At 37.6% G+C, this 22,012-nt stretch carries 20 protein-coding genes and 1 pseudogene; 4 read left to right on the top strand and 17 right to left on the bottom strand.

Going from position 1 to position 22,012, the window contains the following annotated elements; all coding sequences use genetic code 11:
• Window positions 1–7 precede the first annotated feature (7 nt).
• From rpoZ to ACFVQC_RS05235, 5 genes are all read right to left on the bottom strand, one after another.
• Window positions 8–220: a DNA-directed RNA polymerase subunit omega gene (gene rpoZ, locus ACFVQC_RS05255; RefSeq protein WP_002146068.1), complete on the bottom strand. Its 213-nt coding sequence runs from the start codon at window positions 218–220 to the stop codon at window positions 8–10.
• Window positions 221–222: 2 nt separating this feature from the next.
• The gene (gmk, locus tag ACFVQC_RS05250; RefSeq protein WP_001257739.1) at window positions 223–840 is read right to left on the bottom strand and encodes a guanylate kinase; all 618 of its coding nucleotides are present in this window, start codon (window positions 838–840) and stop codon (window positions 223–225) included.
• 13 nt (window positions 841–853) lie between these two features.
• On the bottom strand, window positions 854–1,117 hold the full coding sequence (gene remA, locus ACFVQC_RS05245) for an extracellular matrix/biofilm regulator RemA (RefSeq protein WP_001251456.1): 264 nt from the start codon (window positions 1,115–1,117) through the stop codon (window positions 854–856).
• A gap of 67 nt (window positions 1,118–1,184) precedes the next feature.
• Entirely contained in the window at window positions 1,185–2,060 is an 876-nt protein-coding gene (locus ACFVQC_RS05240) for a YicC/YloC family endoribonuclease (protein ID WP_002146067.1), read from the bottom strand.
• A 99-nt stretch (window positions 2,061–2,159) separates the two neighbouring features.
• Entirely contained in the window at window positions 2,160–4,883 is a 2,724-nt protein-coding gene (locus tag ACFVQC_RS05235; protein WP_377897565.1) for a calcium-translocating P-type ATPase, SERCA-type, read from the bottom strand.
• A 105-nt stretch (window positions 4,884–4,988) separates the two neighbouring features.
• Between ACFVQC_RS05235 and ACFVQC_RS05230 the strand changes: the two genes are divergently transcribed.
• Window positions 4,989–6,698 (top strand): Rqc2 family fibronectin-binding protein, encoded by a 1,710-nt coding sequence (locus ACFVQC_RS05230; protein ID WP_002146064.1) that lies wholly within the window; start codon window positions 4,989–4,991, stop codon window positions 6,696–6,698.
• Window positions 6,699–6,745: 47 nt separating this feature from the next.
• Here the strand turns inward: ACFVQC_RS05230 and ACFVQC_RS05225 are convergent, their stop codons facing one another.
• A complete protein-coding gene (locus tag ACFVQC_RS05225; RefSeq protein ID WP_377897564.1) occupies window positions 6,746–7,927 on the bottom strand; it encodes a lysozyme inhibitor LprI family protein in 1,182 nt (393 codons plus the stop codon).
• 463 nt (window positions 7,928–8,390) lie between these two features.
• On the opposite strand from ACFVQC_RS05225, the gene ACFVQC_RS05220 reads away from it, so the two are divergent.
• Window positions 8,391–9,461 (top strand): M24 family metallopeptidase, encoded by a 1,071-nt coding sequence (locus ACFVQC_RS05220; RefSeq protein ID WP_016106014.1) that lies wholly within the window; start codon window positions 8,391–8,393, stop codon window positions 9,459–9,461.
• 43 nt (window positions 9,462–9,504) lie between these two features.
• On the opposite strand, the gene ACFVQC_RS05215 is transcribed toward ACFVQC_RS05220, so the two are convergent.
• The 3 genes and pseudogenes from ACFVQC_RS05215 to ACFVQC_RS05205 all read right to left on the bottom strand — a co-directional run.
• On the bottom strand, window positions 9,505–9,873 hold the full coding sequence (locus ACFVQC_RS05215; protein ID WP_377894822.1) for a YoqO family protein: 369 nt from the start codon (window positions 9,871–9,873) through the stop codon (window positions 9,505–9,507).
• Window positions 9,874–9,889: 16 nt separating this feature from the next.
• On the bottom strand, window positions 9,890–10,225 hold the full coding sequence (locus ACFVQC_RS05210; protein ID WP_377894823.1) for a YoqO family protein: 336 nt from the start codon (window positions 10,223–10,225) through the stop codon (window positions 9,890–9,892).
• A gap of 147 nt (window positions 10,226–10,372) precedes the next feature.
• Window positions 10,373–10,516: pseudogene (locus ACFVQC_RS05205) on the bottom strand (YoqO family protein); the annotation flags it as partial.
• Between the two features lie 38 nt (window positions 10,517–10,554).
• Here ACFVQC_RS05205 and ACFVQC_RS05200 point away from each other — a divergent pair.
• Window positions 10,555–11,940, top strand: coding sequence for a hypothetical protein (locus ACFVQC_RS05200; protein ID WP_377897563.1), 1,386 nt, complete (start codon window positions 10,555–10,557; stop codon window positions 11,938–11,940).
• A gap of 167 nt (window positions 11,941–12,107) precedes the next feature.
• Window positions 12,108–12,362, top strand: a complete 255-nt coding sequence (locus ACFVQC_RS05195) for a YbeF family protein (RefSeq protein ID WP_377897562.1) — start codon at window positions 12,108–12,110, stop codon at window positions 12,360–12,362.
• Between the two features lie 116 nt (window positions 12,363–12,478).
• On the opposite strand, the gene pyrE is transcribed toward ACFVQC_RS05195, so the two are convergent.
• The 8 genes from pyrE to pyrB are packed head-to-tail and all read right to left on the bottom strand — an operon-like array spanning window position 12,479 to window position 21,992.
• Window positions 12,479–13,111 carry an orotate phosphoribosyltransferase gene (pyrE, locus tag ACFVQC_RS05190; RefSeq protein WP_000711457.1) on the bottom strand — a complete coding sequence of 211 codons (633 nt, stop codon included), beginning with the start codon at window positions 13,109–13,111 and terminating at the stop codon, window positions 12,479–12,481.
• Window positions 13,108–13,824, bottom strand: a complete 717-nt coding sequence (pyrF, locus tag ACFVQC_RS05185) for an orotidine-5'-phosphate decarboxylase (RefSeq protein WP_377897560.1) — start codon at window positions 13,822–13,824, stop codon at window positions 13,108–13,110. The genes pyrE and pyrF overlap by 4 nt, the downstream gene beginning before the upstream one ends.
• 2 nt (window positions 13,825–13,826) lie before the next feature.
• Window positions 13,827–14,738: a dihydroorotate oxidase B catalytic subunit gene (pyrD, locus tag ACFVQC_RS05180; RefSeq protein WP_377897559.1), complete on the bottom strand. Its 912-nt coding sequence runs from the start codon at window positions 14,736–14,738 to the stop codon at window positions 13,827–13,829.
• Window positions 14,735–15,514, bottom strand: coding sequence for a dihydroorotate oxidase B electron transfer subunit (pyrK, locus tag ACFVQC_RS05175; protein ID WP_002088239.1), 780 nt, complete (start codon window positions 15,512–15,514; stop codon window positions 14,735–14,737). The genes pyrD and pyrK overlap by 4 nt, the downstream gene beginning before the upstream one ends.
• The gene (gene carB, locus ACFVQC_RS05170) at window positions 15,511–18,729 is read right to left on the bottom strand and encodes a carbamoyl-phosphate synthase large subunit (protein WP_002146052.1); all 3,219 of its coding nucleotides are present in this window, start codon (window positions 18,727–18,729) and stop codon (window positions 15,511–15,513) included. Before carB ends, pyrK begins: the two co-directional genes overlap by 4 nt.
• Window positions 18,714–19,811: a carbamoyl phosphate synthase small subunit gene (locus ACFVQC_RS05165; protein WP_377894816.1), complete on the bottom strand. Its 1,098-nt coding sequence runs from the start codon at window positions 19,809–19,811 to the stop codon at window positions 18,714–18,716. Before ACFVQC_RS05165 ends, carB begins: the two co-directional genes overlap by 16 nt.
• A complete protein-coding gene (gene pyrC / locus ACFVQC_RS05160) occupies window positions 19,808–21,094 on the bottom strand; it encodes a dihydroorotase (protein ID WP_377897558.1) in 1,287 nt (428 codons plus the stop codon). The genes ACFVQC_RS05165 and pyrC overlap by 4 nt, the downstream gene beginning before the upstream one ends.
• The gene (gene pyrB, locus ACFVQC_RS05155) at window positions 21,078–21,992 is read right to left on the bottom strand and encodes an aspartate carbamoyltransferase (protein WP_377894811.1); all 915 of its coding nucleotides are present in this window, start codon (window positions 21,990–21,992) and stop codon (window positions 21,078–21,080) included. The genes pyrC and pyrB overlap by 17 nt, the downstream gene beginning before the upstream one ends.
• Between the last annotated feature and the right edge of the window lie 20 nt (window positions 21,993–22,012).

The following is a 22,012-nucleotide window of genomic DNA, read 5'->3' as shown; positions in this document are numbered from 1 at the left end:
GAATGTCTTAATCAATTATTTTGTCATCACTTGGTACATATTTTAATACTTCTAAATCGATTTCTTCTAATGATTTACCTACACATTTATGAGAAACAGGATTTTCAATAACACAATTGTCAGCAATTTGCATTTCACGTGCACGCTTTGCAGCTACTGTTACAAGTGTATATTTAGAATCGATTTTTGTTAATAATGAGTCAATTGATGGATTTAACATAATTATAGACCCTCCGTCATTTCTTTATAGTATTTTGCCACTCTTTCGCGGCGGCAATGTTCACCAACCACAATTGCTTTAATTCGGTCGCAAGCTAATTCAACTTGATCGTTTTCTACAACATAGTCATAAGCGTCCATCATTTCGATTTCTTCTTTCGCTACAGTTAAACGATTTTCAATAACATCTTCAGTTTCTGTACCACGGCCGACAATTCGGTTCTTTAGTTCAGATAAACTTGGAGGTGCTAAGAAAATAAATACACCTTCAGGGAAGGCTTTCTTAACTTGAATTGCTCCTTGCACTTCAATTTCTAAGAACACATCTTTTCCTTCTTGTAACGTTTTTTCAACATAATCAATCGGTGTTCCGTAATAATTACCAACGAACTCAGCCCATTCAAGTAATTTTTCATTACGAATCATTTCTTCAAATTCTTCTCTCTCTTTAAAGAAATAATCCACCCCATCTACTTCACCTTCACGCGGTTTACGTGTCGTTACTGAAATAGAGTACTGAAAACGTGTGTCTTCATGGCTAAACAGCTCTTTTCGAACCGTTCCTTTCCCGACACCAGAAGGTCCCGAAAGAACGATGAGCAATCCTCTTCTACTTCTCATAAATATGTAAAACCTACCCTTCCTCACTTAAATCTTCTTTATTATTCAAACGATGTGCAATCGTCTCTGGCTGAATTGGACTTAATACTACATGCCCATCATCCATAACAATAACCGCCCTTGTTTTTCTCCCATACGTAGCATCAAGCAAAGCATTATGTTCACGCGCTTCCTGTACTGTTCGTTTAATAGGAGCTGACTCCGGACTTACAATAGCAATAATTCGATGAGCAGATACAATATTTCCGTATCCAATATTTAAAAACCGCATGGCCATAGTTTGCGCCTCCTAGTAAGTCTATCCGATTTCTCCACCACGTATAACTTTATATATTTTTTGAAAGCTACTCAATATTTTGTACTTGTTCACGAATTTTTTCAAGGTTATTTTTCATTTCTACGACATATTTTGAAATTGTTAAGTCATTTGCCTTAGAACCTATCGTATTTACTTCCCTATGCATTTCTTGCACAATGAAGTCCATTTTCCTTCCAACAGGCTCTGTAATTTGCAGTGCTTCACGAAATTGATCTAAATGACTCTGTAATCGAACTAATTCTTCGTGAATATCTGAACGCTCTGCAAATATTGCTATTTCTGTCAACAATCGCTGTTCATCTAAATCTTGATTATGTAATTCTTTTAAGCGATTTTCTAATCGTTCACGATATTTTTGTGTGACAATTGGTGCATGTGGAATAATTGCATTTACACAATTATGAATCTCTTGCAAACGATATGCTATATCTTTATGTAATCGTTCTCCTTCGCCATCTCTCATCGTTTTCAACATATGAGCAGCTTGGCGAACAGCCTCATATAAACTGGTTTCAAATTGTTCATTTACATTTTCTATTTCTTCAATTGCCGTTACTTCTGGCATTCTCATTAGCTGCCCGAGTGTAATAGAATCTTGTAATTGAAATTTCCCTTTTATATTTTCCATAATGGATTGGTACTGCTTGAGAAGTTCCCAATTCACAGTTAATTTTCTTTCAACAAGCCCTTCACCTGTTATACTAATAGACACTTCAATACGTCCACGGCGAACTTGCTTTGCAATTATTTTGCGAATCTTATCTTCAAACACCATCATTTGCTTCGGAAGCCGAATACTCATTTCTAAAAAGCGATGGTTCACCGACTTCATTTCTACTGTTATTTGAAAAGTATCGTTTTCTACTTTCGATCTTCCAAATCCTGTCATACTACAAATCATCTTTATCACATCCAAGCCATGAAATAACTCAATGAAAAAGGTAATAGAGACAAGGCTCTACTACCTTCTGTAAATTATATCATATTTTCATATCATTGACTATTTCAAGTTTAATCCCTTCTTATATAACAGTGGCTTTTTCTTTTTCTCCTTTTTTCTTGTTAATAAGGATCCTACTAATAAGAAGGTCGGAATAGATGATAATCCCCCAATTAACAACCAATCTCGTGCTTGTATCGGCATTGTGCTAAAAATCGGCTGCAATGGTGGATAATATATAACTACAAGCATTAATAATAAAGAAATAATAACCGCCCCTACTAAATATATATTTCCAAACGGGTTGCGGTGAAATATAGAATGTTCACTACGACAATCAAATACATGAATAAGCTGAGCAAGTACTAATGTTGCGAAGGCTACCGTTTGTGCATACTTCAATTCATTTGGATGCTGGTTAAATGCAATAATAAACGCTACTAATGTCACTGCTCCGATTAAAAAACCACGACTTATGATTTTCCACGCAAGCCCTCTAGCGAACACCCCTTCTTTCGGATGGCGTGGTGTTCTCTTCATCACATCTCCTTCAGCCTTATCCAAACCTAATGCCATCGCTGGTAAACCGTCAGTAACTAAGTTCACCCATAAAATTTGAATTGGAACCATCGGCAATGGCAGTGCCAGTAACATCGCAAATAACATAACTAAAATTTCACCAACGTTAGATGCTAACAAATACCGAATAAACTTCCGAATATTTTCATATATGTTTCTACCTTCTTTAATCGCCGATTTAATCGTAGCAAAGTTATCATCTAACAACACAAGTGAAGAAGCTTCTTTTGCAACATCTGTCCCTGTAATTCCCATCGCAATCCCTATATCAGCTGTTTTAATAGCTGGAGCATCGTTCACTCCATCACCTGTCATAGCTACTATATGCCCCTTATTTTGCAGCGCCTTAACGATTTTCAATTTATGCTCAGGAGACACACGAGCGAATACATACGTATCTTCTACAATATCTTCTAATGCCTCTACATCCATATTCGCAAGTTCTACACCTTCAACAACGCGTCCACCCGCTGGTAAAACCCCTAACTGTTCCGCAATTGCCATTGCTGTCACTTTATGATCTCCCGTAATCATTACCGTTCTAATACCAGCTTCCTTACACTCTTTCACCGCTTGTGCCACTTCTGGTCTTGGCGGATCTATCATTCCTTGTATTCCAACAAGCATAAAATCCTGCTCGACTTCTCTTTCGTGTTCAATTGAATCTGTAGCTTTTAACGGTTTAAATGCCACCGCAATCGTTCGTAACGCCTGACTTCCTAAACTATGAATCGCTGCCTGCACTTCTTTTCGATACATTTCACTTAAAGGCTGCTGCTTATTTCCCCACAAAATTGTTTGACTCATTTGCAAAAGAACATCTGGTGCTCCTTTTGTAATAACAAATTTTTTACCTTCACGATCACGAACGATAACGCTCATCATTTTTCTAGTTGAATCAAAAGGAAATTCACGAATGACTTCAAACTTTCCTTTAAGAGCTTCACGTGATATTCCCGCCTTCATTGCAGCCGCAACGAGAGCTCCCTCTGTTGGATCTCCATCTAACACATACGTCTTTTTCTTTTGAATAACATTCGCATTATTACATAAACAGCCAAATGTAAGTAGTTGATACAATGATTTCGTCTTAGTAGGGTCAATTACTTCTTCACCTTTCATAAACGAACCTGCCGGCTCATAGCCTTGACCTGTTACTTTCCACAATTCTCCCCCTGACCACATATGCGTTACCATCATTTTATTTTGTGTCATTGTTCCTGTTTTATCTGAGCAAATAACAGAAGCACAGCCTAACGTTTCTACAGCTGGTAACTTTCGCACAATTGCCCTCTTTTTAATCATACGCTGTACACCAAGTGATAGCGCAACCGTAACGATAGCTGGTAATCCTTCTGGAATAGCTGCAACAGCAAGCGAAACCCCAGCCAAAAACATGTGATACACTTCATTCCCTTGATATACACCAACTAATACAACAAGAGCCGTCAAAATAAGAGCAACAATAATCAAAATTTTCCCAAGCTGTTCTAATCTTCTTTGTAATGGCGTTTCCATTTGCACAGCATTTTGCAACATATTTGCAATTTGCCCCATAGCTGTATTCATTCCAGTCGCTACGACTACTCCTGTTCCAGCACCTCTCGTTATCATCGTCCCCATAAATGCCATGTTTTTTTGATCACCAATTGAAACATCTTGGCCTTGTAACGCCTCTACCTTCTTTTGTACAGGCAATGACTCTCCTGTAAGAGCCGATTCTTCAATATATAAACTTGAAGATTCCACAAGGCGAACATCCGCGCCAATACGGTCACCACTAGAAAACTTAATAATATCACCTAGTACAAGTGCTTTTGACGGCGCTTTTATCCACTTTCCATTTCTTAGTACAGTAACTTGAGGGGCTGCCAATTCTTTTAAAGCTTCCAACGATTTTTCAGCTTTCCTCTCTTGAAAGAAACCGAGGACACCATTGATAATAACAATTGCAACAATTGCAATCGAATCAATATACTCTCCTAAAAAAGCTGAAATAATTGTAGCACCAAATAAAACAAGTACCATAAAATCTTTAAATTGCGCTAAAAACACCATAAGCGCAGAAGGCCGCTTTGCTTCTTGCAATTCATTTGTACCAAATCTCTTTAATCGGCCCTCTGCTTCTTGCTCTGTAAGACCTACCTCCACATTCGTATTCGTTCTTTCCTCCACTTCATGTGCTCGCATTTCATACCAATTCATCCTGCCATCGACCTCCTGATTCCAGACATACTCTAATGAAAGCTTATTCAGCCTCGTCCAAAAAAATGCTATAATTAACTTTTAGTTAGAAAGGAGTGTTCATTCATGGCATTCGATGGATTATTTACAAGAGCAATTACACATGAAATTGCAAATTCTCTTCAAACAGGAAGAATTTCAAAAATATATCAACCCTCAAAATATGAAGTTTTATTACATATTCGAGCAAACGGAAAAAACCAAAAGCTGATTCTTTCATCTCACCCTACATATGCGCGTATGCACTTAACAAATCAAAACTACGATTCACCAGCGCAACCGCCGATGTTTTGTATGCTTCTTCGCAAACATTTAGAAGGTGGATTTATTGAAAAAATTGAACAAATTGACTTAGAACGTATTATTCAAATTACAGTCCGCAGTCGCAATGAAATCGGTGACGAATCAGTAAAAACATTAGTAATCGAAATAATGGGACGACACAGTAATATTATCTTAGTAGATACGAAAACAAATGTTATTTTAGATAGCTTAAAACACGTTTCTTTAGCGGTAAACCGACATCGTACTGTATATGCTGGAGCTGAATATGTTGCCCCACCGGCACAACATAAAGTTAATCCGCTTCTTATCGAAACAGAAGATGATTTTATTAAACCGCTAGACTTTTTATCTGGCAACATGGACAAACAACTTGTCGGAGCATTCATGGGAATTTCCCCATTATTTGCAAAAGAAGTTGTAAAAAAAGCAGGTATGGCAAATGAAAAAGCATTATCTGAAGCTTTCTTCAGCTTACAAAAACCATTGCTAACACATCAGTACGTGCCAGCAATGATAACAGCAAATGGAAAAGAGTTCTTTTATCTATTCCCTCTTTCTCACTTACAAGGAAACGAAAAAACATTTTCATCTGTTAGTGAATTGTTAGACCGTTTCTTTTTCGGAAAAGCAGAGCGAGACCGTGTAAAACAACAAGCTCACGATTTAGAACGCTTTATGCAAAACGAAAAAAACAAAAATGAGAAAAAACTTATTAAACTTGAAAAAACATTACAAGATGCTGGAAAAGCAGATAAATATCAACTATTTGGAGAGCTGCTTACAGCCAATATGTACACTTTGAAAAAAGGTGATAAAGATATTGAGGTCATTAATTATTACGATGAAAATGGCGGAACTGTAAAAATCACATTAGATCCTTTAAAAACACCATCTGACAATGCACAACGCTATTTCCAAAAGTACCAAAAAGCAAAAAATTCAGTTGTTATTGTAGAAGAACAAATCGAAAAAACCAATGAAGAAATTCTTTATTTCGATAGCTTACTTCAACAAATGGAAGCTGCTTCTTCAAAAGATATTGAAGAAATTCGTGAGGAGCTAGCTGAAGAAGGATATGTGCGCAATCGTAAGAAGAAAAATGCAAAGAAAAAACCTACAAAACCAGTATTGGATAAATATTTAGCTAGTGACGGTACAGAGATTTTCGTTGGTAAAAACAATAAGCAAAATGATTATTTAACAACGAAATTTGCCCGTCGTGATGAAATTTGGTTACATACGAAAGACATACCTGGCTCTCATGTTGTCATTCGTTCTTTAGAACCTGCTGAAGAAACTTTACTGGAAGCTGCAAAAATCGCCGCTTATTACAGTAAAGCAAAAGAGTCTAGCTCTGTACCTGTTGATTTCACTAAAATACGTCACGTTAAAAAACCGAGTGGTGCAAAACTTGGATTCGTTACGTATGATAACCAACAAACAGTATATGTAACACCAGATGCTGACATCGTAATGAAATTAAAAGCGTAAATAAAAAATGCGTTGCTTGCTAGCAACGCATTTTTTATTTTTCCAGCTTAGTTCATATATCCATTAACTAATTCATAACATCTTTCTTTTGTCATCTTATATTTCTCTTCTGAAGCTTCTATACGTCTCATCGTTCCATTGTTTGGATCAGTACCAATTGCTGTAACTTTACTTTCTTTTTCTTTAACCCACGCAATTTGTTTCGTTTTTAACGACTGAAATGCATCAGGTGACATCGTATTTTTTAATGCGCTGTAAATTTCATTTAATTTACTATCCCACAATTGATAATTTCCTTCTATTTCATTAACTATATCGTTTGTTGTCATAACATTTGTATGTTTTTCTTGATTTTCTAGCGCGGCTAACTCATTTAGAACCTTAGTTTTACCTAATACTGAAGAAGATTCTTTTTTAGGCTGCTTCTCTTCTTTCGAACTAGTATACGTACTGGAATCATTTCCCTTAGCTGTTTCTTGCTCTTGAATAAAATCTTCTTTCGTTACCTTTTCTTGTTCTTTGTCATCTACATTGTGAGTAATAACAGATGTTTGGGTGTCCACAGCAACTACTCCGTTACTTTCTTTAAAAATATATTTCTTATTTCCACTATTCTCTTCTCTAACAAAAGAGACATTCTTGAAACCTTGAACTCTAAGAAGTTCGTTAGCTTCTTCTTTCGTTAACTTTAAATTTGCTAGCGTATTTGATGACCATCTATCCATTAACCATTTTCCATCTTTATAAACTAAAATAAATTCCCACGTCTCCGCTTCATTCCCCATGTCATTTGCAAGGGTAAGTGTCTCAATCTTTAAAACATCATTTTTCTGTGAATAAGTTATCCTCACGTCGGGCTCAATATGAATTGGGAATGGCAACATATCAGTTTCCCTTGACCTATTAAATGTATCAAGCAAACCTGGAAGCTGTTTCTCCAGAAACTTATCTGAAACTATACCCTTAACGCCTTTTTTAGCTGTACCCAAATCTCCAGGATTATTTCGACTCCATCCATTCTCTTTTTCCATTTCACTAAAAGAGTTTGCTATTCCATCTACGCTCTTTCTTACAATCTTTTTCGCTTCTTTTTCTGTCACTTCTGGTGCTTCATCAAGCTGTTCAATTGTTTTATTTACTTGAACTTTGTTTTCACTTTTTTCACAACCTGCTAGAACAACCATACTAGCTACCAAGCAAAATGACATTACTTTACTTAATTTTTTCATATACTCACAATCCTTATCCCTTCATATTTGTTACGTATCCCTATCTTCGAGAGAAATCCAACAATTCCCTATTATATCAATAATAATAATAGTTAATTTATATATTAAAATTTACATTAAAATAAAACGTAAACATAATGTTTTTCCAAATATATACTCTAAACATCACTTATCCTTTCCTTTCCTAACTTCAATATTGTCAAAAAATTTGACAGTGCTATTTCTTATTTGTATAAATTTTTTTACAGTGTGTAAAGAAAGTGAATCTTGAGTTGATGTTTTTTTCATTCTCCCACTGTTAATTGAAGTAATCTGTATTTCACGAGCAGCCCACCGGCCACAAATAATGGGCTAAATTTCTTATCTTCTCTAAAACATATGTAATTCCCACTATCTTTTTCTCTAAAGATATTTTTTGGCACGCTATTTGCTTTATTCAATACTGTGAAAAGGGGGAATTAACATGACTTTAAGAATTAATAAAATCCAAAATCAACTAAAAAACTATGAAATTGACGGATTACTTATTACAAAAAAAGAAAATCGCCAATATGCAACAGGCTTTACAGGTAGCGCTGGCGTCGTCTTAATCTCTGCGGATAACGCTGTTTTTATAACTGATTTCCGCTATGTAGATCAAGCGAAATCACAAATAAAAGACGCAGAAATCATTATGCATAAAGGAAATTTAGAAAAAGAAGTTGCAAATCAAGTATCCAAATTAAACATTCAAAAACTTGGAATTGAAGAAAATAACATGACATTGCAACAATATAAGAACTTACAAAAATATATGAAGGCAGAAATGGTTCAGGTGTGTGAAATCATCGAAGATATTCGTATTATTAAAGACACACCCGAAATAGAAACAATGAAAATTGCCGCTACTATTGCTGACGAAGCTTTCCAACACATTCTCAGCTTTCTAAAACCGGGAATAAGCGAAACTGAAGTCCGAGATGAATTAGAATTTTTCATGCGAAAAAAAGGAGCTACGTCCTCATCGTTTCAAATCATTGTAGCTTCTGGTGTTCGTTCTTCTCTTCCTCATGGCGTTGCATCAAATAAAATCATTGAACGAGGCGATATGATTACATTAGATTTCGGTGCACTTTACAACGGCTATTGTTCCGATATAACACGTACTGTAGCAATCGGCGAACCATCAGAAGAATTCAAAAAAATATATAATGTTGTATTAGAAGCATTGAAGCGTGGAACTGAAGCAATTAAACCTGGAGAAACTGCGAAAAGTATTGATGATATAACGAGAGATTACATTACAGAACATGGATACGGTCAATACTTTGGCCACTCTACCGGGCACGGTCTCGGGTTAGAAATACATGAACCGCTTCGCCTATCCCAAGAAAGTAAGGCAACTTTACAAGAAGGTATGGTTGTTACAGTTGAGCCGGGTATTTACATACCGAACTGGGGCGGTTGTAGAATTGAAGACGATATCGTCATTACAAAAGAAGGCTATGAGGTTATTACAAAGGCAAATCGGGAACTAATTGTCATTCCCTGTTAAAATTAAAGTAAGAAAGTGCGACCTTATTCGGTGGCACTTTCTTCTATTCATTAGCAAATATTATTTTATTTACTTTTTTAGCAATCACTACTATCGCTATTAGAATGCATATTAAATATAGCAATTTCGCGATAAATAACCACCCTTGAAACATTACAATTCCATCTATTATCTCATTTCCTTTCAATAACAAAAACGGAATCGTGCTAATTATAATAACAAACTCGATACTGAAAACAATTTTCTTTTTTCGGCTATATGCTTTCCATTCATTCCAGCGATACATAGGAGCAAAAATCAATACTCCTATACATAATATTACTGGTACCCATTCACTTTTAAGAAATTGTCCTGAAATGATAGATAATAGTAAACAACCGAGCACACCATAATACCCTATTTTTTCTCTCATTCGTACTACCTCCATTCTATCCTCTCTTTAATATGTAACTCCCTATTCTTATCATGACTCTTAGAAAAATAACGACTACAATTACAAGGTAAAGACCTTTCGCAGAAGACAACCACTGTTGAAAAATAGGCATTTTCTCCATTTGCTTCTGACCCTCTACTAAAATAATCACTGCCACAAATGAACAAACAACAATGATACCTATCATAATTCCAATACTTTTCTTATTATGTTGTTTTATATCATCCCAACGGTATAACAGTATAAAAACAAACCCGAAAACAGGTATGATATTTATCCATTCATTGTTTGTAAATAAATTTAAAATGATTACTAGAATACAAGATATGATAAAGTGAAACTTTAATCAGTGGGGGGCCATCCCCACTGATTATTAGTTGAACCAATCGGGCTTTTATGGGCAGTTGATCTCCCGCCTAACTCCCTCGCATTCGCAAATTTTGAAGTGGGAGTCTTACTGCCGTTAATGCGGGATGGATCCCCAAAAACCAATTTTTTTGCGCATAACCCCTCCTCGAATTCCATTTTTAGGATTAATTGTATTGTAACATCCATTTTATATTCTTACCATTACAGTACATGAAATTTTTTTCCTATACTCACATACTTTCACTGCTTTCATACAATGAACTACACGAATGCCTAAAGGATGTGAATGTTATGGGAGTTGAATTAACGCTTTTACATGCTCTCTATATTCTTTGTTTACTAGCCATTATTACCTTCTTTATTTTTAGAAAAGATACGACGATTATTTGTATCGTTTTTATCTTTTTATTGGCATTAACCGCAACAGGTTCTATCCCTCTTGCCATTAGTGGTATCTTTCAAAGTTTCATTTACGCCATTACCGAACTATTACCAACTATATTAATCATCTCCATTATCGTATCAATGAGCAATCTACTCGTTCATACCGGCATAAATGATACGATGATTTCACCATTTACAAAAATGATTCGTACACCTGCACATGCCTACTGGATTATCGGTCTTTTAATGATGACAATTTCCTTTTTCTTTTGGCCTTCTCCAGCTGTCGCCTTAATGGGGGCCATTTTATTACCAGTCGCTGTACGCGTCGGCCTTCCGCCAATTGGAGTCGCAATCGCTATGAACTTATTCGGACACGGCATCGCCTTATCTGGTGACTTCGTTATTCAAGGTGCACCGAAGTTAACAGCGGATGCTGCTGGTCTTCCTGTTTCCAGTGTTGTTTCTGCCAGTGTTCCGCTCGTTATCGTTATGGGTATTGTGACAACTTCCGTCGCATTTTTCTTCTTACGAAAAGAATTTCATACAGGCTTATCTATACAAGAATCTCCCCCATCAACCGAGCCTTCTAAAACCCTCATCCCATTATCTCCTCGGGCAAAGAAATGGCTTGCCATATGTATCCCTATCGTATATATCATTGATATCCTTTGCATGATTCAGTTTAAACTACAAGGAAGCGACGCAACAGCACTTATCGGCGGGACGACTGTTATTATGATTATCATCATTTCTCTCATCGCCTACAAAGGAAATGGACTAAATAAAACGACCGATTATTTTATAGAAGGACTCCAATTTGGATTTAAAATTTTCGGTCCAGTTATTCCAATTGCTGCACTCTTTTATTTAGGAGATAGCGGCTTTGTGAAAATTATCGGGGACTATTTACCGAAAGGTTCACATGGAATCATTAACGACTTAGGAATCGCCTTATCTCAAACTGTTCCTTTAAACCAATATGTATCGGCAGGAACATTAACTATCGTTGGTGTCATAACAGGCTTAGATGGATCTGGCTTTTCCGGTATATCACTTGCTGGTTCGATTGCCAATCTTTTCGGAACAGCACTTGGGCATGGAACAGCTACATTAACAGCACTCGGGCAAATTGCAGCTATATGGACCGGGGGCGGGACTTTAATTCCTTGGGCCCTTATTCCTGCTGCTGCGATTTGCAAGGTAGATCCATTTGAACTTGCACGCCGAAACTTTTTACCGGTTGTGATTGGCTTAATTGTCACCACGATCGTTGCGATGTTTATTTTATAACGTAAGCAAGTGTTCTCTTGCTTACGTTTTTTTCTTGTAAAATTCATCATGAATTACTGGTTTTCAAGAGGGATTCGTTATTACTTAGCGAAATTATATTAGGAGAGTAATTATTTCAAAACGTTTACGAGAAACAGATTACTGCAATTAGAAAAGGGGACATACCTATGAATGAATTGATTTTCGTCTTATTAATTTGTCCATTACTTATCTTTATCGCTTCTGTTATTGGAACACGTAGAACGAGAACCTACTATGTAATGCCATTTGTAACGTTTGCTAGTTTTTTAATAGTAGGTGCTATCGCCTTCCCTCCAAAGTTTTTCTTTTGGGTCGGTATGTATAGTATCTTCTCATTTATTATTTCTTATATGACTCTATTGTTTGTGAGAGGATATGAAGTTGCAGAAAGCAATAAGTAGTTATTAGTGAGGAGATTGTAATATGATTTTCTTTGATATCGATGGAACTTTACATAAAATTTTAGCAATGATATAAAAAAGACGACCGCGTTCCCCCGCGGTCGTCTTTTTTCGTGTTACGCTGTGATCCAAGCTTCATTAGCTGGATTTTTACGCCACTCTTGTAATTTTTTCGTTTCAGCTTGTCCGATCATACCTTTTTCTGCTGCAACTTCAGTTAATGCACTGTAATCACTTAAAGAATATGATGCTACGTTTGCTGCTTCTAGTTTCTCTTTTCCTGACTCAAGCTCGTACGTGAAGATTGATACGATTCCTAATACTTCACAGCCAGCTTCGCGAAGTGCTTCTACACATGTAATTGCACTACCGCCAGTTGAAATTAAATCTTCTACTACTACTACTTTTTGACCTTTTTCAGCTTTTCCTTCGATTTGGTTCCCTTTACCGTGACCTTTTGCCTTGCTACGTACGTAGCACATTGGTAAATCCATACGATCGCTTACCCATGCAGCGTGCGCAATACCAGCAGTTGCTGTTCCTGCAATAACTTCTACAGTTGGGAAGTGCTCTTTAATTAACTCTTCTAATCCAGCTGCAATCGCTTGGCGTACTTTTGGATAAGATAAAGTTAAACGATTATCACAATAAATTGGTGATTTCATACCAGAAGACCAAGTGAATGGATCATTCGGTTGTAAAAATACTGCTCCAATTTCTAATAAATGCGATGCGATTTCTTTTTTCATACTGTTACACCTTCCCACTGTTGTTTTACTATTTTATACGCTTCAAGCGGATTTTCTGCTTTTGTAATACTACGTCCAACTACGATGTAGCTTGAACCAAGTTCCCTCGCACGTTTCGGTGTTGCAACGCGCACTTGGTCATTCACATCATCACTTGCAAGACGAATCCCCGGTGTTACTGTTACAAATTCATTTCCGCATACTTCACGTAATTTTGGTACTTCAAGTGTTGAACAAACAACGCCATCAAGTCCACTTTCTTTCGTTAATTTTGCATAATGAGCAACCGCTTCTTCTAATGTTTTCTCAATACCAATCTCTTTTTTCATCATAGCTTCCGAAGTGCTTGTTAGTTGTGTAACTGCAATACAAATCGGTCTCTCTTTTCCTTCTTTCTTACCTTCCTCTAATCCCTCAATCGCAGCTTTCATCATACTACTTCCCCCAGCAGCATGAACATTTACCATATCTACATCTAGACTAGCTAGGCTACGCATAGCGCTCTTTACCGTATTCGGAATATCATGAAGTTTTAAATCTAGAAAAATCTTATGTCCTTTTTCTTTTAAGTACGTAATAATTGCAGGACCCTCTTTGTAAAATAACTCCATACCCACTTTGACAAATAACTCTTCCCCTTCAAAATGATATAAGAATTGTTCTACCTCTTGTTTCCCAGGAAAATCTAGTGCAACAATTAGCGACTGTGACATACTTACTTCCAGCTCCTTCCTTTACATTCCGAAATGTGATCAAATCCTAATTCATCTAGTAATGCTGGTAATTCTTCAATAATTGTCGGACATACGAACGGATCAATAAAGTTCGCCGTTCCAACTGCAACCGCGCTTGCGCCAGCATAGAAGAATTCAATTACATCTTCCGCTGTTTCAATACCACCCATTCCGATAATCGGAATGTTAACCGCTTGACTTACTTCATGTACCATACGAATTGCTACTGGCTTAATCGCAGGCCCTGATAGTCCGCCCGTACGGTTTGCTAAAATTGGTTTTGCAGTTTTTAAATCTAGACGCATACCAAGCAATGTATTAATCATCGTTAAACCGTCCGCACCCGCATTTTCAATTGCTTTTGCAATTTCCACAATGTTTGCCACGTTCGGTGACAATTTCACATATACCGGTACTTCAGAAACCTCTTTTACTCGCTTCGTTAAATCAGCAGCAATTTCAGGATTTGTACCAAAAGCGATACCACCCGTTTTTACGTTTGGACAAGAAATATTTAATTCTAGCGCATGAACATTAGGTGCCTTTGAAATTGCCTTCGCAACCGCTACGTAATCCTCAGCTTGTGAACCCGCAACGTTTGCAATAATCGGAAGATCAAATTGCTCGAGAAAAGGTAATTCAGAATTCATTACCTTTTCTAATCCAGGGTTTTGAAGCCCGATTGCATTTAGCATTCCGCCTGGTGTTTCAGCAACACGAGGCGTTGGGTTTCCATAACGAGGTTGTTCTGTTGTCGCTTTAATCATAATTGATCCAAGTACACTTAAATCATAGAACTGTGCATACTCACGACCAAATCCGAAGCAACCAGATGCTGGGATGATTGGATTTTTTAATGATAACCCTGGTAATTCAACTTGCAATCTGTTCATAGTACAACCTCCCCGATTGGAAATACTGGTCCGTCGCTACACACCTTCTTGTAAGAATGTCCACTCGGATCTGCTTGTAAATGGCATACACACGCGAAACATGCTCCGATGCCACAGCCCATACGTTCTTCTAATGAAATGTAGGCTTTTCTCTCCTTATAGCGTCCTTCTAATGCACGAAGCATCGCTAAAGGTCCACATGAGTAGAGAATGTCAAAGTCAATTCCATAGCTATCAATTACATCTGTTACAAACCCTTTTGTACCATGTGTACCATCAACTGTTGCAACATACGTATCACCAAGTTCTGCGAATTTCTCTTCATAGAAGACAACATCTTTCGTTTGGAAACCTAAGATGTGAATAACGCGTACTCCTTTTGCTACAAGACGCTGTGACAATTCATATAGTGGTGGTACACCAATTCCGCCACCAACTAATAGAGCCGTTTGTCCAGATTCCGCTTCTTCTACAGGAAATCCATGCCCAAGTGGTCCTAACACATCTACAAGTTCACCTTGTTTTCTTTTCGCTAATGTTTTTGTCCCTTGTCCTTCCGCACGATATAGCATTGTAAATTCGTTCTTGTCTTGATCGACATTACAAATACTAATTGGGCGGCGCAGAAGGGGCGTAATGCCCTCTGCTACCTTAATGTGTACAAACTGCCCTGGATCGTTCATTTGCTGCACTAAATCCCCTTGAAGCACTAATTCGTAAATGTTTTTTGCGATTTCTTTTTGGTTAACGACGATCATATTTTGCTTTTGCATCATGCATGTACCACCTCGTGACGCTTCGTTTGCGTAATTTCTTTCATTGAATGAGCTGAGAATGTCATAGATTCTAATACTCTCAAGATTGCTCTCGTTGTATCAAGTGATGTTAAGCAAGCCACACCATTTTCTACTGATTCACGGCGAATGCGGAAACCATCACGCGCTGGTTGTTTTCCTTTTGTTAATGTATTGATTACAAACTGCGCTTTCCCTTGACGGATAATATCAAGTAAGTTGTAGTCTTCAGAATCAATTTTGTTTACAACTTGCACCGGAATGTTTTGTTCTGTTAGCGATTGTGCTGTTCCTGCTGTTGCTAATAAGTTATAGCCGATTTCATGGAAGCGTTTTGCAATTTCCAGCGCTTCTTCTTTATCTTTATCCGCTACAGTGATGATTACTGATCCGTGCGTTGGAATGTTAATTCCTGAAGCAACAAGTCCTTTATATAATGCTTTTTCAAGCGTTAAATCTTTACCCATTACTTCCCCTGTTGATTTCATTTCAGGCCCTAATGTTGTATCAACTGAGCGTAGTTTCGCAAATGAGAATACCGGTGCTTTTACATACACTTCCTTCTCTTCTGGGTGATAGCCAGTTCCATATCCTTGTTCTACAAGGTTTTGACCTAAAATAACTTTCGTTGCGATATTTGCCATCGGTACGCCTGTAATTTTACTTAAGAATGGTACTGTACGGCTCGCACGTGGATTTACTTCAATTACATACACTTCATCTTTGAATACTACAAACTGAATGTTTAGTAATCCAACAATGTTTAAACCTTTTCCAAGCGCAATTGTATGTTCAATAATTTGTTCTTTTAGTTTTTCAGATAAGCTCTGTGGTGGATATACTCCAATTGAATCCCCAGAGTGAACTCCAGCGCGTTCGATATGTTCCATAATACCTGGAATGAATACATTCTCACCGTCTGAAATTGCATCTACTTCAATTTCTTTACCAACCATATAACGGTCGATTAATACTGGGTGATCTGCGTGAACTTTAACCGCATTTTTCATGTAGTGCAGTAATTCTTCTTGACGATATACGATTTCCATCGCACGTCCACCTAGTACGTAAGATGGTCTTACTAATACTGGGTAACCAATTTTGTCAGCGATCGCTACTGCTTGCTCTACAGTCGTTGCTGTTTTACCAACTGGTTGCGGGATACCAAGCTTTGTTAAAGCTGCTTCAAACTTATCACGATCTTCTGCACGGTCTAAATCTTCAAGTGATGTTCCTAATATTTTCACACCGTGTGCTTCTAATTTAGCTGCTAAGTTAATTGCCGTTTGTCCTCCGAATTGGACGATAACACCTTCTGGCTTTTCTAAATCGATAATGTGCATTACATCTTCGATTGTTAATGGTTCAAAGTATAATTTGTCAGAAATACTGAAGTCTGTTGAAACTGTTTCTGGGTTGTTATTAACAATGATTGCCTCATATCCAGCTTCTTTTATTGCCCATACAGAGTGAACTGTTGCATAATCAAACTCAACACCTTGACCAATACGGATTGGACCAGATCCTAGTACAACTACACTCTTACGATCTGTTACAATCGATTCATTCTCGTCACCATATGTGCTGTAGTAGTATGGTGTTGCAGATTCAAACTCTGCCGCACAAGTATCTACCATCTTATAAACAGGAGTCATATTGCTTTCTTTACGCATATCGTAAATTTCACGCTCTGTTTTGTTCCAAGCATTGGCGATGTAATGGTCACTGAATCCCATTTCTTTCGCAGATTGTAACACTTCCATATTTCCTACATTCGCTTTTACTTCGCGTTCCATATTTACGATATTTTCAACTTTTTGTAAGAAGAAGAAGTCCATTTCACACCATTCGTTGATTTCTTCTTTCGTTACACCTTGACGGATCGCTTCTGCTACAACGAACAGACGCTCGTCATCAGCTTTTATAATACGCTTTTTCATCGTTTCTTTATCAAGCTCTTTTAAGTGGTCTAACTCTAGGTGATAAACGCCAAGCTCTAAAGAACGGATCGCTTTTAATAATGATTGTTCTAAGTTACGTCCGATTGACATAACTTCACCAGTTGCCTTCATTTGTGTACCAAGTGTTCTGTTTGCTGATTCAAACTTATCAAATGGCCAACGTGGAATTTTTGAAACAACATAGTCTAATGCTGGCTCGAAGCAAGCGTATGTTTTTTGTGTTACTGGGTTTACAATTTCATCTAATGTTAAACCGACTGCAATTTTCGCCGCTAGCTTCGCAATTGGATATCCAGTTGCTTTAGACGCTAGTGCAGACGAACGACTCACACGCGGGTTTACTTCGATTACATAGTATTGGAAGCTATGTGGATCAAGTGCAAGCTGAACGTTACATCCACCTTCAATTCCTAATGCACGAATAATTCTTAATGAAGTGTTTCGTAACATTTGATACTCACGGTCACTTAATGTTTGGCTCGGTGCTACAACGATAGAATCACCTGTGTGAACCCCAACCGGATCGATATTTTCCATGTTACATACTACAATCGCGTTATCATTCGAATCGCGCATTACTTCATATTCAATTTCCTTACAACCAGCAATACTCTTTTCTAATAGACATTGTGTTACTGGACTATGTTTTAATCCACCTGATACGATTTCAATTAGTTCTTCTTCATTATTACAGATTCCGCCACCTGTTCCCCCCATTGTAAATGCTGGGCGAACAATAACTGGATAACCAATTTCTTTTACAAATTCATGTGCTTCTTCCAGCGTATGAATAATCGTGCTAGATGGAATTGGTTCATTTAATTCCTGCATTAATGTACGGAATAAATCACGATCCTCGGCTTGCTCGATTGCTGATAATTTTGTTCCTAAAATTTCAACTCCGCACTCTTCAAGTATGCCTGATTTCGCAAGTTCAACCGCCATGTTTAGGCCTGTTTGACCACCTAATGTTGGTAGGAGTGCATCTGGACGTTCTTTACGAATGATACGGCTTACGAATTCTAATGTTAATGGTTCTATATATACTTTATCTGCTGTTGCAGTATCTGTCATAATTGTTGCTGGGTTAGAGTTAACAAGGATTACTTTGTAACCTTCTTCTCTAAGAGATTGACAAGCTTGTGTTCCAGAATAATCAAACTCTGCTGCTTGCCCAATTACAATTGGTCCTGATCCGATTACTAAAATTGTGTTAATGTCTAGGCGTTTTGGCATAACTCTTCCCCTTCTTTCTTGAAGTTTTCAATCATTGCTAAGAAATCTTCGAATAAATCATTTGCATCTTCTGGTCCTGCAGAAGCTTCTGGATGGTATTGTACTGTAAATGCTGGGAACTTCGTATGACGAAGGCCTTCTACTGTTCCGTCGTTTAAAGCAACATGCGTAATTTCAAGATCTATATTTTCAACTGACTCTTCTTCTACTGCGTAACCATGGTTTTGAGAAGTGATTGCTACTTTTCCAGTTGCAATATTTTTTACTGGATGATTTAAACCACGGTGACCGAATTTTAACTTACTTGTATTTGCACCAGATGCTAGCGCGAACAATTGATGTCCTAGGCAAATCCCGAATAAAGGAACTTTACCAATAATGTCTTTTAACATTTCAATTGCTTCTGGTACATCTTTTGGGTCCCCAGGTCCATTACTTAACATAATTCCATCTGGGCTAAGGCGTAAAATTTCTTCTGCTGTTGTATTGTAAGGTACAACAATTACATCACAGTCACGCTTATTTAATTCTCGTAAAATACCATGTTTCATTCCGAAGTCTACAAGTACAACGCGATGACCACGGCCTGGACTTGGGTATGGATCTTTTGTTGATACGCGTTTCACATGATCTGTAAAGACAGTTGCTTTCAATTGGCTAACGATGTCCTCTACATCCACATCCATATTACAAAGACGTCCGCGTAAAGTTCCATATTCACGAATTTTTCTTGTTAATTTTCTCGTATCAATTCCTGCTAATCCTGGGATATTTCTTTCTTTCAAGTAATCATTTAACGAAATTTCATTACGAAAGTTTGATGGGTGATCACAAATTTCGTTTACGATTAAACCATTTACAGATGGGTGAATTGATTCAAAATCATCACGGTTAATGCCGTAGTTTCCGATTAATGGATACGTAAATGTTACGATTTGACCGCAGTATGATGGATCAGATAAAGTTTCTTGATATCCAGTCATCCCAGTTGTAAATACAACCTCACCTGACTTTTCGATTTCTCCTCCGAAACCTTTTCCAATTAATACTGTTCCATCTTCTAAGATAAGTTGTCTTTTCATACTAATGCACTCTCCTTTTGCCATGCGATCTTACCACCAACGATTGTCATAACCGGCCAACCTTGGCATTTCCAACCTGCGAATGGTGTATTTTTTCCTTTTGATAAGAATGTTGTTGGATCAATTTTTTCTTCTTGTTCTAAATCGATAATTGTAATATCAGCTGTTCTACCTTCTGTTAGGCGCCCTGCTTCTAAACCGAATGTGTCCGCCGGTTTTTCTGTTAAGAATTGAATTAGTTGCTCTAATGTAATGATTCCTTTTTTCACAAGGTTCGTATATAAAAGCGGGAATGCTGTTTCAAAACCAGTAATTCCGAACGGTGCTCTTTCAATCCCTTGCGCTTTCTCTTCTGCAGTATGCGGTGCATGGTCAGTTGCGATCATATCAATTGTTCCATCTAATAGTCCTTCAATTAACGCTGCATGATCTTCTTTTCCTCGAAGCGGTGGATTCATTTTAAAGTTAGGATCAGCCGATGGGATATCATCTTCACATAATACTAAGTGATGCGGTGTTACTTCTGCTGTCACCTTAATTCCAGCACGTTTCGCGTCACGGATTACACGTACAGATCCTTTTGTACTTACGTGACATACGTGGTAGTGACAATTTGCAGCTTCCGCAAGTAAGATGTCCCGGGCAATATGTACGGATTCACATACTGATGGGATACCGTTTAATCCGTGTTTCTCAGAAAACTTCCCTTCATGTACACATCCTTTATTAATAAGTGTGTTCTCTTCACAGTGTGCAACAACTGCCATATTTAATTTCGATGCACGCTTCATTGCAGCTAACATCATGCTTGCATCTTGCACGCCTACTCCATCATCAGTGAAAGCGAATGCCCCAAGTTCTTTTAACGTTTCAAAATCAGTCATTTCAGAACCTGCTTGACGTACTGTAATTGCTCCATATGGTAATACATTTACATGTGCTTTTTCTTTAATACGCTTTTGCAGGTCTTCCATATGTTCTTTACAATCTGGTACTGGGCGTGTGTTTGGCATTGCGCAAATTGTAGTAAATCCACCTTTTGCTGCTGCAAGTGTTCCTGTTTCAATTGTTTCTTTATGTTCACCACCTGGTTCACGAAGATGAACGTGTACATCTACTAATCCAGGTGCGATTAACTTTCCATTTACATCGATTACTTCAGCATTATCTGCCGTAATATTTTCTGCTACCTTCGCAATTTTACCGTCTTGTACGAGAAGATCTGTTGCCACGATTTTTCCTTCTTCATTCATATAACGACCATTTTTAAACAAATAATTCATGTTTCATTCCTCCTAATACATTTGGTAAGGCGCGTTTTAGTACAGCCATTCTTACGTAAACTCCATTTTCCATTTGTTTAAATATGCGTGAACGCTCACACTCAACAAGTTCACTTGCAATTTCCACATCACGGTTGAAAGGAGCTGGATGCATAATAATGCTTCCTTCTTTCATACGTTTTTCTCTTTCAACTGTTAACCCATGTTGCTCGTGATACTCTTTCATAATGTCTGTTTCATAATGGTCATGACGCTCATGTTGTACACGAAGTAACATCATCACATCCACTTCTGGAACAAGTTCATCTAAACTCTTGTACGTTCCAAATGTGTTCTCTTCATCTTTCCAGTCTTCCGGGCTTGCAAAGTAAACTGTTGCGCCCAGTTTCGTTAATGCTTCTGCATTAGAACGTGCTACTCGGCTATGACGAACATCCCCAACTATTGCAACCTTCAAACCTTCAAATCTTCCAAACTCTTGTTTAATTGTTAGAAGATCGAGTAGACATTGCGTTGGATGATTTCCACATCCATCTCCAGCGTTCAAGATTGGGATATTCACCTGATCCTTTAATTCATCGAAGTAACGATCTTGCTCATGGCGGATGACTACCGCTTTTGTTCCGATTGATTCTAGTGTTCTTATCGTGTCGTATAAAGTTTCTCCTTTTTGTACGCTAGATGAATCTGCCGAAAAGTTTAACACGTCAAGTCCTAATCTCTTCTCAGCAACTTCGAAGCTAAATCTCGTTCTCGTACTATTCTCAAAGAACAAGTTCGCAACAAAAGTTTGCTTTGTTGTTTTTCTCTCTTTTCCATTCGCGAAATCTTCTGCGTCTTTTAGGATTTCTGAAATTTCTTGATCCGATAATTCACTCATCGTTAACAAATGGCTCATCGTCATCCCTCATCTTTCTG

Origin of the sequence: Bacillus sp. NPDC057893 (assembly GCF_042796455.1) — a bacterium.
GTDB lineage: Bacteria > Bacillota > Bacilli > Bacillales > Bacillaceae_G > Bacillus_A.
The sequence above is the reverse complement of the archived record's forward strand: the minus strand, read 5'-3'. Positions and strand labels throughout refer to the sequence as shown.